The following is a 12,782-nucleotide window of genomic DNA, read 5'->3' as shown; positions in this document are numbered from 1 at the left end:
GCGGCGCGGGTGTGTCGGGAAGGATTCGGCGAGAAACGCGCGGCGCCGGTCCCGGCGTCAGCGCTTCTTCACGCGATAGACCGCAAGACTACCACGCCAGTTCACACCCCATCGAACGGTCTGGCCCCCGTGCAGCACGGCGCGATCGAGAATTTCGATGCCGACTTCGGGCGCGAGCGCCTCGAAATCCTTTACCGTGAGCACGCGCACGTTCGGCGTGTTGTGCCATTGGTAGGGCAGTGACTTCGAGACCGGCATGCGTCCGCGCAGCACCGAAAGCCGATGCGGCCAGTAGCCGAAATTCGGGAACGAGACGATGCACTCCTTGCCCACGCGCGCGGTCTCGCGCAGGATCGCGGCGGTCTGGTGAATCGTCTGCAGCGTCTGCGAAAGAATCGCGAAATCAAAACTCGCGTCTTCGAACAGGCGCAGGCCGTCTTCCAGATTCTGCTGGACCACGTTGATGCCGTTCTTCGTCGAGGCGAGCACGCCCGCGTCGTTGATCTCGATGCCGTAGCCCGTGCACTCCAGCTCCTCGCCGAGCAGCGAGAGCAGCGCGCCGTCGCCGCAGCCGAGGTCGAGCACGCTCGAACGAGGCTCGATCCAGCGCGCGATGGTGCGAAAGTCGGGACGGGCGGAAAGACTGTCGAAAGCGCTCTGGTTCATGCGCCCACCTCAGCAGCAATGCGTTCGTAATAGGCGCGCACGACGTTGTGATAGCGCGCGTCGTCGAGCAGGAAGGCGTCGTGGCCGTGCGGCGCGTCGATCTCCGCGTAGGTCACCTGACGTTTGTGGTCGAGCAACGCCTTCACGAGTTCGCGCGAACGCGCGGGCGCGAAACGCCAGTCGGTCGAGAAGCTCGCCACGAAGTACTTCGCTTTCGTGTGCGCGAGCGCGCGGGTCAGATCGCCGTCGAAGGTGCGCGCGGGATCGAAGTAATCGAGCGCGCGCGTGATCAGCAGATAGGTGTTGGCGTCGAAGTAGTCGGCGAACTTGTCGCCCTGATAGCGCAGATACGACTCCACTTCGAACTCCACGTCGAAGTTGAAGTTGTACTCGTTCTGCGCGCCCTCGGCGCGACGCAGCGCGCGGCCGAATTTCTCGGCCATGTCGTCGTCGGAGAGATAGGTGATGTGGCCGATCATGCGCGCCACGCGCAGGCCGCGCCTGGGCTTCACGTTATGCGCGTAGTAGTCGCCGCCGTGGAAATCCGGGTCGGAGAGGATCGACGAGCGCGCCACTTCGTTGAACGCGATGTTCTGCGCGGAGAGCTTGGGCGTCGAGGCGATCACCAGACAGTGGCCGAGGCGGTCCGGGTAGCGCAGGCTCCAGGCCAGCGCCTGCATGCCGCCGAGGCTGCCACCCATCACCGCCGCGAACTTCTCGATGCCGAAGCGATCGGCCACGCGCGCCTGCGCGTCGACCCAGTCTTCCACGGTGACGACGGGAAATTTCGCGCCCCACGGCTTGCCCGTGGCGGGATCGATGCTCATCGGGCCGGTCGAGCCGAAGCACGAGCCCAGATTGTTCACGCCGATCACGAAGAAGCGGTTGGTGTCGAGCGGCTTGCCCGGCCCGACCATGTTGTCCCACCAGCCGACGTCCTTGGGGTTGTCCGCGTAGACGCCCGCGACGTGATGCGACGCATTGAGCGCGTGACAGACGAGCACCGCGTTGCTGCGCGCGGCATTGAGCGTGCCGTAGGTCTCGACCACGAGGTCGTACCCGGCCAGCGCCGTGCCGTTCTGCAGTTGCAGGGGCTCGTCGAAATGCAGTGTTTGAGGAGCGACGATGCCGATCGATTCCATTCGTTCCGCCTGTGTTTTTCGGGCGGCTAAACGGTGTCGGCGAGCGCGGAGTGCGAAAGAGTTGGCGCAGCTGACGACCTCTTTAGCCGCATTTATATCGAACTCCGCCGGACCCATGTCCCGGGAGTTCACGCGCCCGCAATCGAGTCAGCAAATCGGCGCGTGGGTGAAGCAAGTGAACGCAGAGTATAACGGAAAACGCTGGCGTCAATGCGGCGGACGGGCGGCTGCAGGAGCGGCGGCGCGCGAGGCCGCCGCCCGCGTGCCGCCGGGCTCACGCAAGCTCAGACGCCGTGCGGATGCGCATTGCGCCAGCGTCGCAGCCCGAAGGCGGCGACGATCATCAGGATGCCGTAGAGGACGGCGTAAGCGGCGATCACCCAGATCAGCGAGAGTGCGCCCGCGCCCGGAAACATGACGATGAAGAAGCCCACGGCCGCCGACAGCAGTCCCGAGAGGCCGACCGCCCACGGATGCGCGATCGCGCGGCGGTACTGGAACGCGTAGATGATTTCGAAGATGCCGACCGCGAGCGCCCAGAAGCCGATGATCATCACGAGCACGATGGCCGTTTCGCCGGGCCAGAAGAACGCCACGAGGCCCGCGATCACGCCGATCAGGCCGACCACGACGTAGGCCCAGCGCCGCGTGCCGCCGCCGCGCGCGCCGTAGAGCAGCGCGAAGGCGCCGTCGACGATCGCGTAGGCGCCCCAGACGATGGCGAGCGTGATGACGGTGAAACCCGGCCACATGAAGGCGAGCACGCCGAACACGATGGCGGCGATGCCGCGCGCGAGCAGCCAGCCCCAATGGGCGGACAGTCCCGCGAGGATGGGCAGGGCGGCCGGGGGAATCGGCGGAATGGAGGAAGTCGGGCGGACGTCGGGTCGGTTCATGCGTGCTTCTCCTTGCGAAAGGAAGCGAAGCGCACGGCCGCGCTGGGCGAAACGACGCGCCCGGACCTGCCGACAACACCGGAAAAGCCCGCCTCGCCGCGAAAAGGACGAACAAGGACGAAAAAAGACGAAACGGGCGGGCGCGGCCGCGCTACTGAAGAATCACGCGAATCTGTTCGTCGGCGTGCTCGCTGGGCGAGCGCGTGAAGCCGCTTTGCGCGTAACGGTGCCAGCAGCCGATCACGTAGCGCACCACCAGATTCGCGCGCACTGCCGGATCGTAACCCTTTGGCGCCGCCGCTGCGCCGGGGTTGTCCGCCGCGCTTTCCGCGAGTTCGGCGATGCCCACGCGCAGGCACTGGCGCAGCGTGGCCTCGATGCGGTCGAGCATCTGGTTCACGCGTTCGGCGAGGCGTTCGTGCTCGCCCACCAGCGCCTCGCAGGTCAGCACGCGCGTCATGCCCGCGTTTTTCGCCGAGAACTGGACCAGCATCAAGGCGATGGCGCGGGCCTGGAGCACGCCGCTCGGCTCCTTCGCGACGATCTGGTTCACGAGCGCGAACAGGGTCTGCTCGATGAAGTCGATCAGCCCTTCGTACATCTGCGCCTTGCTCGCGAAATGGCGATACAGCGCCGCTTCGGAGACGCCGAGCTTCGCCGCGAGCGCGGCGGTGGTGATCTTCTCGCCGCGCGGCGCTTCCAGCATGGAGGCGAGCGTCTGGAGAATGTGCACGCGGCGCTCGCCCGGCTTCGGACGGCTGGCGCGGCGCGGCGGTGCATCGGGTGAGTCCGGTGATTCTGCTGCTACGACTGCGTCACGCGTTTCGGTCGGCTGCATGAATGTCGCCCCTGAGTCCGGCTCGCGGCCCGTGGCGAGGCCGCCGGGCCGTCGAATCTTGCGGTGTGTTGTGCGTCTGGATGCGTGCCGACTCCCGCGCTCGCTCCAGATTCGTGTGCTGCGTGCTGCACGGCGCGCCCGTGGTCCGTCGGGCGCGTCGGTCGTGATGTGCTGATGTGCTGATGTGCGTTAGCGCGTTCAGCCGCGCGGTTCGTCGCGCAACTGCCCGCGCAGTTGCCCACGCAGTTGCCCACGCAGTTGCCCAGTACGCAGGCCGCGTCCCAGCGATTTTAGCGAACGAATGCGATGGTCGACATAGTGAGGCCGTCCGCCCCGCGCGAGCGCGACGGGCAGATGGCCGGTGATCCATACCGTCTGGATGCCGAGGCGCCGGTAGCGCTTCAGATGCCCGCGCGTGTCCTCGACGAGAATGGCGTCCTCGAAGGCGACGCCGATGTCGCGCAGCGTCTTGCGCAGCATCGACGCATCGGGCTTGGCGCGCCAGCGCTCGCGCGTGCGCATGTGTTCGATGGCGAGCACGCGCTCGAAGATCCGCTCGATGCCGAGCGCGCCGAGCACCGCGTGCGCGTAGTCGGTCGGGCCATTGGTCAGCACGATCTTGCGGCCGGGCAGCGCGCGCAGGATGCGTGCGAGGCCGCGTTCGGCGTGCAGCATGGCGGGCAGATCGTCGAAGGTATGGACGACCTTGAGGAAGTCGTGCGGGTCGATCGCGTGATGACGGAGCAGGCCGAGCAGCGCCGCGCCGTAGCGGTGCGTGTAACTCGTGCGCAGATGGTTAGCGACGTCGCGGCTCACGCCGAGCGAGTCGATGATGTACTGCGTCATGCCGCGGTTGATGGCGGGAAAGACCGCGCGCGACGCGCCGTGGAGCGTGTTGTCGAGGTCGAACAGCCAGACCGGTCGATGCGCGGCGCGCGTCGGCCGACGGCGCGGCGGGCTGCGACGGGTGCGGATGGCGTTCATCGAAGCAAAACGGGGGGAGACAGCACAGGCGGCGCGTCCAGCGCCGCCTGCGCAGAGGGGGGCTAGTGGGAGCGGATCATCGTGCCGAACGGCTGTTCGGTCAAAATCTCCAGCAGCACCGAATGCTCGATCCGCCCATCGATGATGTGCACGGACCGCACGCCGCTCTTGGCCGCGTCGAGCGCCGACGAAATCTTCGGCAGCATCCCACCCGAAATCGTGCCGTCCTCAAACAGCGCATCGATCTCACGCGCCGAAAGATCGGTCAGCAGATTGCCCGACTTGTCCATCACGCCGGGGATGTTCGTCATCATCACGAGCTTCTCGGCGTTGAGCACGACCGCAAGCTTGCCGGCCACGAGGTCGGCATTGATGTTGTACGACAGACCATCCTCACCGAAACCAATCGGCGAAATCACCGGAATAAACGCGTCGTCCTGAAGCGCCTTCACGACGGCCGGGTTGATCGCCTCGACTTCGCCCACCTGGCCGATGTCGATGTACTGACCCGGGTTGTCGCGGTCCGGCATCATCAGCTTGCGCGCGTGGATCAGGCCGCCGTCCTTGCCGGTGAGGCCGACCGCGTGGCCGCCGAAATGGTTGATCAGCGTGACGATGTCCTGCTGCACCTCGCCGCCGAGCACCCACTCGACGACTTCCATGGTTTCCTCGTCCGTGACGCGCATGCCCTGGATGAAGGTACCTTGCTTGCCGATCTTCTTGAGCGCCGTGTCGATCTGCGGGCCGCCGCCGTGCACGATGACCGGGTTGATGCCCACGAGCTTCAGCAGGATCACGTCGCGCGCGAAGCCTTGCTTGAGCCGCTCCTCGGTCATGGCGTTGCCGCCGTATTTGATGACCACGGTCTTACCGTGGTACTGACGGATATAGGGCAGCGCTTCAGCCAGGATTTCGGCTTTCAGGGTGGGCGCGATCTGCGTGAGGTCGATGGGCTCGGACATGGCGGCGGAGACTGGACAGAAAACGGGACAAAAACGAGACGGAAAGCGCGGGAAGGATCCGGCGAAACCGGCCGCGCGGGTCAAACAGGCCGAATTGTACAGGACTGGCGCGGCGCAACAGGGTTTGCGGCAGGGTTTTCGCGAGGGTGCGCGGCGGTGCGGCGTAGTCGATGGCTGGGGCGGGAAATCGGGAAAGATATACTGATTTCGCAGGGATTATTGGTGAAATATCCTGCGTTTCGGCGATTGCGCGGTAGCGTGCAGATGAAAATAGGCGAGCGCGGACGCGTGCGGCGTTGTCTGCATCCAACGCGCAGGAACACCGCCCGGCGCCGCGCCGCACTGTGGCATCATTTCCTTACCGCCGACGCCGGCTCACGAGGAGCGCGCCATGACCGCCTCCAAGCCCCACGCCGCCAAGCAGGGCGCGGCCCGGGGCGCAACTTCGGACGCGAAATCGGATGTGAAATCAGCCGAACTTCGCGATGCGACGCGCAGCGTCCGCTGCCCGCGCTGCGGCAGCCGCTTCGACTGCGGCCGCCACGCCGAGCCGTTCGACTGCTGGTGCAAGTCGATGCCCGCGCTGCCGGCGAGCCAGCTCGATCCGCGCGGCCGCTGTCTGTGCCCCGAATGCCTCGCCGCTGCCGTCGCGACGGGCCATGTGCCGGCTGGCGGGCCGCAGGACGGCTGAATCGCCGCTGAGCGTCGCGCTTGCCCCTTACGCGCCGGCCGCCTCGCGAGATTCGCGCGCGAGCGCCGCCAGATCGGCGCTCACCGCGTCGAGTACCGGCGTCCAGTCGCGGAACTGCTTCTGCCGATACAACGTGGTGTTCGGATACCACGGGCTGTCACGGCGATCGAGCTGCCAGACCCAATGCGGATTCACGTCGAGCAGCACCCACGCGCGCTTGCCGAGCGCGCCCGCCAGATGCGCCGCCGACGTGCACACCGAAATCACCAGATCCAGCCCGTCGACGAAGGCTGCGGTTTCGTCGAAGTTCGGCCATTCGGCGCTGTAGTCGGCGATGGCGAAGCCCGCCGCGCGCGCCGCCTCGACATCGGCTTGCGCGCCCGGCTGCAGCGAGTAGAACGCGACGTCGGACGCCATGCCCGCGAACGCCTGCGCGAAACGTTCGAGCCCGACGCGCCGATACGGATTGCGCTGATGCGTGAGGCTGCCGGTCCACGCGAGGCCGACCTTCAGTCGACGCGGACCGGCGTCGGCCGCGAGCCGCTCGCGCCAGTACGCGGCGCGCGCCGGGTCGGCCGTGAGATAGCCGGTCGGGCCGGGAAGGGTGTCGTCGCGGGTATCGAAGAGGAACGGCAGGCTCAGCAGCGACACTTCGCAGTCGTGCGGCGGCAGCGCTTCGACCGGGCCGCCCGAGCAATAGAGATCGACCTGGCCGGCGAAGCTGCGCGAGAGCAGCGCGCCCATTTGCGGAAACGAATTCCAGACCAGCTTGCCGCCTTCGCGATGCACGCGCTCGGCGAGCATCGGCACGTAACGCGCGAATTGCAGCAGGTCGCCCATGCCCTGTTCGCCCCAAAGCAGCAGCGTGCGTCCGGCGAGCGGTTCGCCGTGCCATTGCGGCTTCGCAAACGCGGGCCGCCCCGACGCAAGTTCGCGCGAACCTCGCCAGCGCAGTTCGTGGCCGGCCCAGCCCTCGGCATAGTCGCCGCGCAAGAGCTGCAGGATCGCCAGATTGAAACGCGACGAGGCTTCGTTGGGCGCATACTCGCAGGCGGCGCGCGCCGCGCGCTCCGCTTCGTCCCAGTCTTGCGCTTCCTTGCACACCATCGCGTAGTTGTTGATCGCGAGCGGGTCGTGCGGCGCGAGCGCGAGGGCGCGACGGGCTGCGTCATGAGGTCGCGCAAGATCGGTGTCGGTCGGGCGCAGCAACGCGAGATTGATCCACGCGCGGCTGTTGCCGGGGTCGGCCGCGACGGCATCTTCGAGCAGCCGATCAACCTCGCCTCTCTCTGATTTGATAAGCATCAAAGAGATTGCAAGATTGTTGCGAAGATTTGGAAACGTCGGGTCGATTGCCAGCGCGCGGCGGTATGGTTCGACGGCATCGGCGTGACGATTGGCGAATTGCAGCGCGAGTCCGGCGGCGAATTGCGCCGTCACGCGAGCGGGCGCGAGACGCGCCGCGGCCAGCGCGAACCGCAGTGCGGCAGGCGCTTTGGCGGGTTCCTGCACCTGGGCCGCGATGCGCATCAGCGCGTCGTCGTCGAGTGAGAGCAGGGTCGCGCGCGCCTTCGTCAACAGCGCGTGCGCTTCGTTTTCCGCCTCGCGGTCAGCAGCCGGCGCCGGGTCCGTTCGCGCGGCGGCATCGACGAAATCGAGAAAGAGATTCCACATTGGCGGAAGCAAATTGTGGGCGTCCGTTTGCATAGGTTTATCGGCCTTAGATGAATAACGCGGCTTCAGGCAAATCTATTTCGAGCAGATTCGACTATGAGCAATATTCAAACAAAGCTGCTCAGGTTAAGGAATCGGACAAGTACGAACAGGTAAACTGACAGCATGCATCGAATAACCGTCAGTGCTAGCGTCAATCTCAGCCATCTGTTCTGGCTGCGCAGTCTCGCCATCATCGGCCAGCTCTGCACGATTGCGTTCGTACAATTTTTCTTCGGCGTGCAACTGCCGCTGCCTGCCATGCTGTTCGTGATCGCCCTCGAAGTGGCGTTCAACGGCGTGACCTGGCTGCGCGTCACGCAGGATCGTCCCGAGTCCAATCTCGAACTGTTCGGCCAGATCTGGGTCGACCTCGGCGCGCTCTCGGCGCTGCTGTTTCTCTCGGGCGGCACCACCAATCCGTTTGTCTCGCTCTATCTGCCCTCGCTCGCCATCGCGGCGGCCGTGCTGCCGTGGTATCTCACGGCGTGGCTCGCGTGCTTCGCGGTGGCCTGCTACGTGCTGCTCGGTTTCGACAACGTCCCGCTCAATCTCGACAACCCGTCGAACCTGTTCGACTACTACCGCGCGGGCACGTGGGTGAACTTCATGGTGAGCGTGGCGCTCATCGTCTGGTTCGTGGCGCGCATGTCGCGAGCGCTGCGCCAGCGCGAGAACGCGCTCGCCGACGCCCAGCAGCGCCTCCTGCGCGACGAACGCGCGGTCGCGCTCGGCGTGCAGGCGGCCACGGTTGCGCACGAGATCGGTACGCCGCTCTCCACGATTTCCATGCTGACCGAAGAGTTGCGCGACATCGCGCGCACGGACAAGGGCCTCGCGCCCTACGGCGCCGACCTCGAACTGCTCGACAGGCAGATCACGCTCTGCACCTCGGCGCTCGCGCGTCTGCGCAGCCGTGCGTCGTCGGCGGGCAGCCGTCAGCCCGTGGGCGAATGGCTCGATCCGTTCGTCGAGCAGTGGCGTCTGCGCCAACCGCACGTGAAGTTCGAACTGCTCGGCGAGCCGCCTGCGGACCTCTGCCTCGAAGACACCGTGGCGGTCGGCCAGATCCTCACCATTTTGCTCGACAACGCCGCGCGCGCGAGCCGCGATTTCGTTTCGCTGCGCGCGTACCCATCGCCGCGCGTGGCGGGCTTCATCGATTTCGAAGTCTGCGACGCGGGGCCGGGCATTCCGGCGTCGCTGCGCGCCTCGCTGGGCGCCGCGCCCGTGGAGAGCACCCAGGGCGGCCACGGCGTGGGGCTGTATCTGGCGTTTTCGTCGGCGGCGCGGCTGGGCGGTTCGATCGAACTGACCGACGCGGCGGCGGGCGGCGCGGCGTCCGAAGGCGGCGCAGCCGAAGGGAGCAGTGGAGCAGTCGCAGCACATGCTGCGGCCGCGGTGGGCGGCGGCACGCGCGCGCGCAAGGCGCGCGGGACGCGTGCGGTGCTCCGGGTGCCCGTGAAAACGGGCGACCAGGCACAGGCGCCGGCATCGCCGGGCGAGACGGACCAGGCTGCGGGCTCGCGCGATGGCGCGGCGGCCAAGGGTTCGGATATTGAATCAGGCGAGGGGCCGGCCCGGCCCGACGCGGCCTAAACAACACGGAGAAAGTGGCATGAGCGATATGAATTTTCTGGTGATCGACGACGACGAAGTCTTCTCCGACATCCTGGCGCGAGGCCTCACGCGGCGCGGCTATCAGGTCCAGCAGGCGCACAACGCCGACGAGGCGGTGCGTTTCGCCAACCAGCAGAAGTTCTCGCAGATCACCGTCGACCTGCATCTGGGCAACGACTCGGGTCTCTCGCTGATCGCACCGCTGCGCGACCTGCAGCCCGACGCGCGCATGCTCGTGCTCACGGGCTACGCGAGCATCGCCACGGCGGTGCAGGCGGTGAAGGACGGCGCGGACAACTATCTGGCCAAGCCCGCGAACGTCGAAATGATTCTGTCGGCACTGCAAAGCGACGCGAGCGCGCTGCAAGCCGAAGCGGCCATCGAGCATCCCACGCCGCTGTCGGTCGCGCGTCTCGAATGGGAGCACATCCAGCGCGTGCTGGCCGAGCACGGCGGCAACATCTCCGCCACGGCGCGCGCGCTCAACATGCACCGCCGCACGTTGCAGCGCAAGCTCGCGAAGCGCCCGGTCAAGCAGTAACGCCGCCGCCATGAAAAAAGCCCTGCATTGCAGGGCTTTTTTTGTTGGCGAGGCGCGCGGCCGTTACAGCACGTAGCGCGACAGATCTTCATCCTGCGCGACTTCGCCGAGCGCCTTGTCGACATACGCGGCGTCGATCGTCACGCTCTGGCCCGCATGGTTGCCGGCCGCGAACGACACGTCTTCCAGCAGCTTTTCGATGACCGTGTAAAGGCGGCGCGCGCCGATATTCTCGGTCTTCTCGTTGACCGAGTAGGCGATTTCCGCGAGGCGGCGAATGCCGTCTTCCGCGAAATCGAGCTGCACGTCTTCGGTCGCGAGCAGCGCCTGATACTGCTTGACGAGGCTCGCGTCGGTCGAGACCAGAATCGCTTCGAAGTCCTTCACGGAGAGCGATTCGAGTTCCACGCGGATCGGGAAACGGCCTTGCAGTTCGGGGATCAGATCGCTCGGCTTCGACAGATGGAACGCCCCGCTCGCGATGAACAGGATGTGATCGGTCTTGATCATCCCGTACTTCGTGTTGATGGTGGTGCCTTCCACGAGCGGCAGCAGATCGCGCTGCACGCCCTGGCGCGAGACTTCGCCGCCACCGCTGCCTTCGTTGTTGCGCGACGCGATCTTGTCGATTTCGTCGAGGAACACGATGCCGTTCTGCTCGACGTTCTGCACGGCCTTCTGCTTGACCTCTTCGTCATTGAGCATCTTGGCCGCTTCTTCGTCGGTGATCAGCTTGAGCGCTTCCTTGACCTTCACCTTGCGGCGCGTTTTCTTGCCGCCGCCCAGATTGGCGAACATCGAGCGGATCTGCTCGGTCATGTCTTCCATGCCCGGCGGCCCCATGATGTCCATGCCGGCTTGCGGCATCTCAACGTCGAGTTCGATTTCCTTGTCGTCGAGCTGGCCTTCGCGCAGGCGCTTGCGGAAGGTCTGGCGCGTGGCATTGTCGCCGCCTTCGGCCGGGGCCGCCGCGTCGGACGTACCGAAGCCGACCGGGCGCGCGCCCGGCAGCAGGATGTCGAGAATGCGGTCTTCGGCCTGATCGGTGGCCTTGCTGCGCACCTTGCGCATTTCCGTTTCGCGGGTCTGCTTGACGGCGATTTCGATCAGATCGCGCACGATGCTGTCGACGTCGCGGCCCACATAGCCCACTTCGGTGAACTTGGTGGCTTCGATCTTGATGAAGGGCGCGTCGGCGAGCTTCGCCAGACGGCGCGCGATTTCGGTCTTGCCGACGCCCGTCGGCCCGATCATGAGAATGTTCTTCGGCGTGATTTCCTGGCGCAGCGGGTCGGCGACCTGCTGGCGGCGCCAGCGGTTGCGCAGCGCGACGGCCACGGCCTTCTTCGCTTTCGCCTGGCCGATGATGTGCTTGTCGAGTTCCGAGACGATCTCGGCGGGGGTCATGGTGCTCATCCTGATTCCTTCTCGTCGGTTCGGTCTGGGTACGCTTACTCGATCGTCTCGATCACGCGGTTGTGATTCGTGTAGATACACATGTCGCCCGCGATTTCGAGCGACTTTTCGACGATCTCGCGCGGCGAGAGGTCGGTGTTCAGCACGAGCGCGCGGGCCGCGGCCTGCGCATACGCGCCGCCCGAACCGATCGCGCAGATGCCTTCTTCGGGATCGAGCACGTCGCCGTTACCGGTGATGACGAGCGTGGTGGTGGCGTCGGCGGCGATCAGCATCGCTTCGAGACGGCGCAACATGCGGTCGGTGCGCCAGTCTTTCGCGAGTTCGACGGCCGCGCGGGTGAGATTGCCCTGATGCTTTTCGAGCTTGGCTTCGAAGCGGTCGAGCAGCGAGAACGCGTCGGCGGTGCCGCCGGCGAAGCCGACCATCACCTTGCCGCCGTAGATGCGCCGGACCTTCTTCGCGCCACCCTTCATGACGATGTTGCCGAGGGTGACCTGACCGTCGCCGCCGAGGGCGACCTTGTCGCCGCGTCGCACGGATACGATGGTCGTGCCGTGATATTGCTCCATGTGCGTTCCTTTTTACCGTTGATGCCAGCGTGTTGCGTGGACTTCGCGCGGCGGCATGCGCGCCGCGCCTGCGGATCCGGTTACGCGCCGTACGCGGCGCGAGGCGCGCGAGCGGGCGTGTCGGTAGAAGTTTAGGGCGGCGGCGGGCAGTTCAAGGTCTGACAGCGCAGAAAAGCCGCGACGGCGTTTGCGGCGGTGCGCACACGCGGGGCAGAGGAGAGAAAGGGGGGAGCAAATGAAAAAGCGCACGGGACTCCGTGCGCTTCGAAAGAAGGCAGTCGATCGGCACGCGCCGCGAGGCGGCGCCGGCGGCCAATCAGTCGCCGAACAGCTTCTGGCGCAGTTCGCGGCGCTCTTGCGCTTCGAGCGAGAGCGTGGCGGTCGGGCGCGCGAGCAGACGCGGGATGCCGATCGGCTCGCCCGTTTCCTCGCACCAGCCGTAGTCGCCGGAGTCGATGCGCGCGAGCGACTGCTGCACCTTCTTCAGCAGCTTGCGCTCGCGGTCGCGCGTGCGCAGTTCGAGCGCGTGCTCTTCTTCGATCGTCGCGCGGTCGGCCGGATCGGGAACGATCACGGTTTCGCGCAGATTCTCGGTGGTCTGGCCCGCATTGCGGAGGATTTCCGCCTGCAGCTGTTCGAGCCGGTTCTTGAAGAAGGCGAGCTGATCCTCGTTCATGTAATCCTTGTCGCTCATCTTCAGGATTTCGGCTTCGGTCAAGAGTCGTTTCGTCGTCATCTGGC

At 66.1% G+C, this 12,782-nt stretch carries 13 protein-coding genes; 3 read left to right on the top strand and 10 right to left on the bottom strand.

What is annotated here, in order from left to right; translation table 11 throughout:
- Positions 1-57: 57 nt before the first annotated feature.
- The 6 genes from metW to argB form a co-directional block, all read right to left on the bottom strand.
- Entirely contained in the window at positions 58-666 is a 609-nt protein-coding gene (gene metW, locus U4Y88_RS19415; protein WP_321785715.1) for a methionine biosynthesis protein MetW, read from the bottom strand.
- The gene (metX, locus tag U4Y88_RS19410; protein WP_321785713.1) at positions 663-1,808 is read right to left on the bottom strand and encodes a homoserine O-succinyltransferase MetX; all 1,146 of its coding nucleotides are present in this window, start codon (positions 1,806-1,808) and stop codon (positions 663-665) included. Before metX ends, metW begins: the two co-directional genes overlap by 4 nt.
- Positions 1,809-2,092: 284 nt before the next feature.
- Positions 2,093-2,704, bottom strand: a complete 612-nt coding sequence (locus U4Y88_RS19405; protein WP_321785712.1) for an HdeD family acid-resistance protein — start codon at positions 2,702-2,704, stop codon at positions 2,093-2,095.
- A 151-nt stretch (positions 2,705-2,855) separates the two neighbouring features.
- Positions 2,856-3,542, bottom strand: a complete 687-nt coding sequence (gene slmA / locus U4Y88_RS19400) for a nucleoid occlusion factor SlmA (RefSeq protein ID WP_321785710.1) — start codon at positions 3,540-3,542, stop codon at positions 2,856-2,858.
- Positions 3,543-3,740: 198 nt separating this feature from the next.
- Positions 3,741-4,526, bottom strand: a complete 786-nt coding sequence (locus U4Y88_RS19395; RefSeq protein WP_321785708.1) for a pyrimidine 5'-nucleotidase — start codon at positions 4,524-4,526, stop codon at positions 3,741-3,743.
- A gap of 62 nt (positions 4,527-4,588) precedes the next feature.
- A complete protein-coding gene (gene argB, locus U4Y88_RS19390; RefSeq protein WP_224012380.1) occupies positions 4,589-5,488 on the bottom strand; it encodes an acetylglutamate kinase in 900 nt (299 codons plus the stop codon).
- 463 nt (positions 5,489-5,951) lie between these two features.
- Here argB and U4Y88_RS19385 point away from each other — a divergent pair, with 463 nt between their 5' ends.
- Complete coding sequence (locus U4Y88_RS19385) at positions 5,952-6,179, top strand: cysteine-rich CWC family protein (RefSeq protein ID WP_321785848.1); 228 nt, start codon at positions 5,952-5,954, stop codon at positions 6,177-6,179.
- Between the two features lie 27 nt (positions 6,180-6,206).
- Here the strand turns inward: U4Y88_RS19385 and U4Y88_RS19380 are convergent, their stop codons facing one another.
- A complete protein-coding gene (locus U4Y88_RS19380) occupies positions 6,207-7,865 on the bottom strand; it encodes a hypothetical protein (protein WP_321785706.1) in 1,659 nt (552 codons plus the stop codon).
- A gap of 153 nt (positions 7,866-8,018) precedes the next feature.
- On the opposite strand from U4Y88_RS19380, the gene U4Y88_RS19375 reads away from it, so the two are divergent.
- Together U4Y88_RS19375 and U4Y88_RS19370 are read left to right on the top strand one after the other, a co-directional pair.
- The gene (locus tag U4Y88_RS19375) at positions 8,019-9,491 is read left to right on the top strand and encodes an ATP-binding protein (RefSeq protein WP_415774465.1); all 1,473 of its coding nucleotides are present in this window, start codon (positions 8,019-8,021) and stop codon (positions 9,489-9,491) included.
- A gap of 19 nt (positions 9,492-9,510) precedes the next feature.
- On the top strand, positions 9,511-10,053 hold the full coding sequence (locus U4Y88_RS19370; protein WP_224012383.1) for a response regulator transcription factor: 543 nt from the start codon (positions 9,511-9,513) through the stop codon (positions 10,051-10,053).
- 63 nt (positions 10,054-10,116) lie between these two features.
- Here the strand turns inward: U4Y88_RS19370 and hslU are convergent, their stop codons facing one another.
- The 3 genes from hslU to dksA all read right to left on the bottom strand — a co-directional run bounded on the left by hslU (position 10,117) and on the right by dksA (position 12,777).
- The gene (gene hslU, locus U4Y88_RS19365; protein ID WP_224012384.1) at positions 10,117-11,469 is read right to left on the bottom strand and encodes an ATP-dependent protease ATPase subunit HslU; all 1,353 of its coding nucleotides are present in this window, start codon (positions 11,467-11,469) and stop codon (positions 10,117-10,119) included.
- A 35-nt stretch (positions 11,470-11,504) separates the two neighbouring features.
- On the bottom strand, positions 11,505-12,041 hold the full coding sequence (gene hslV / locus U4Y88_RS19360; RefSeq protein WP_224012385.1) for an ATP-dependent protease subunit HslV: 537 nt from the start codon (positions 12,039-12,041) through the stop codon (positions 11,505-11,507).
- A gap of 316 nt (positions 12,042-12,357) precedes the next feature.
- Positions 12,358-12,777 carry an RNA polymerase-binding protein DksA gene (dksA, locus tag U4Y88_RS19355; RefSeq protein ID WP_028203189.1) on the bottom strand — a complete coding sequence of 140 codons (420 nt, stop codon included), beginning with the start codon at positions 12,775-12,777 and terminating at the stop codon, positions 12,358-12,360.
- Positions 12,778-12,782 lie beyond the last annotated feature (5 nt).

The organism is Paraburkholderia sp. J94 (assembly GCF_905220285.1).
GTDB lineage: Bacteria > Pseudomonadota > Gammaproteobacteria > Burkholderiales > Burkholderiaceae > Paraburkholderia > Paraburkholderia tropica_A.
Note: the sequence above shows the minus strand (reverse complement) of the source record. Positions and strands in the feature narration are given on the sequence as shown.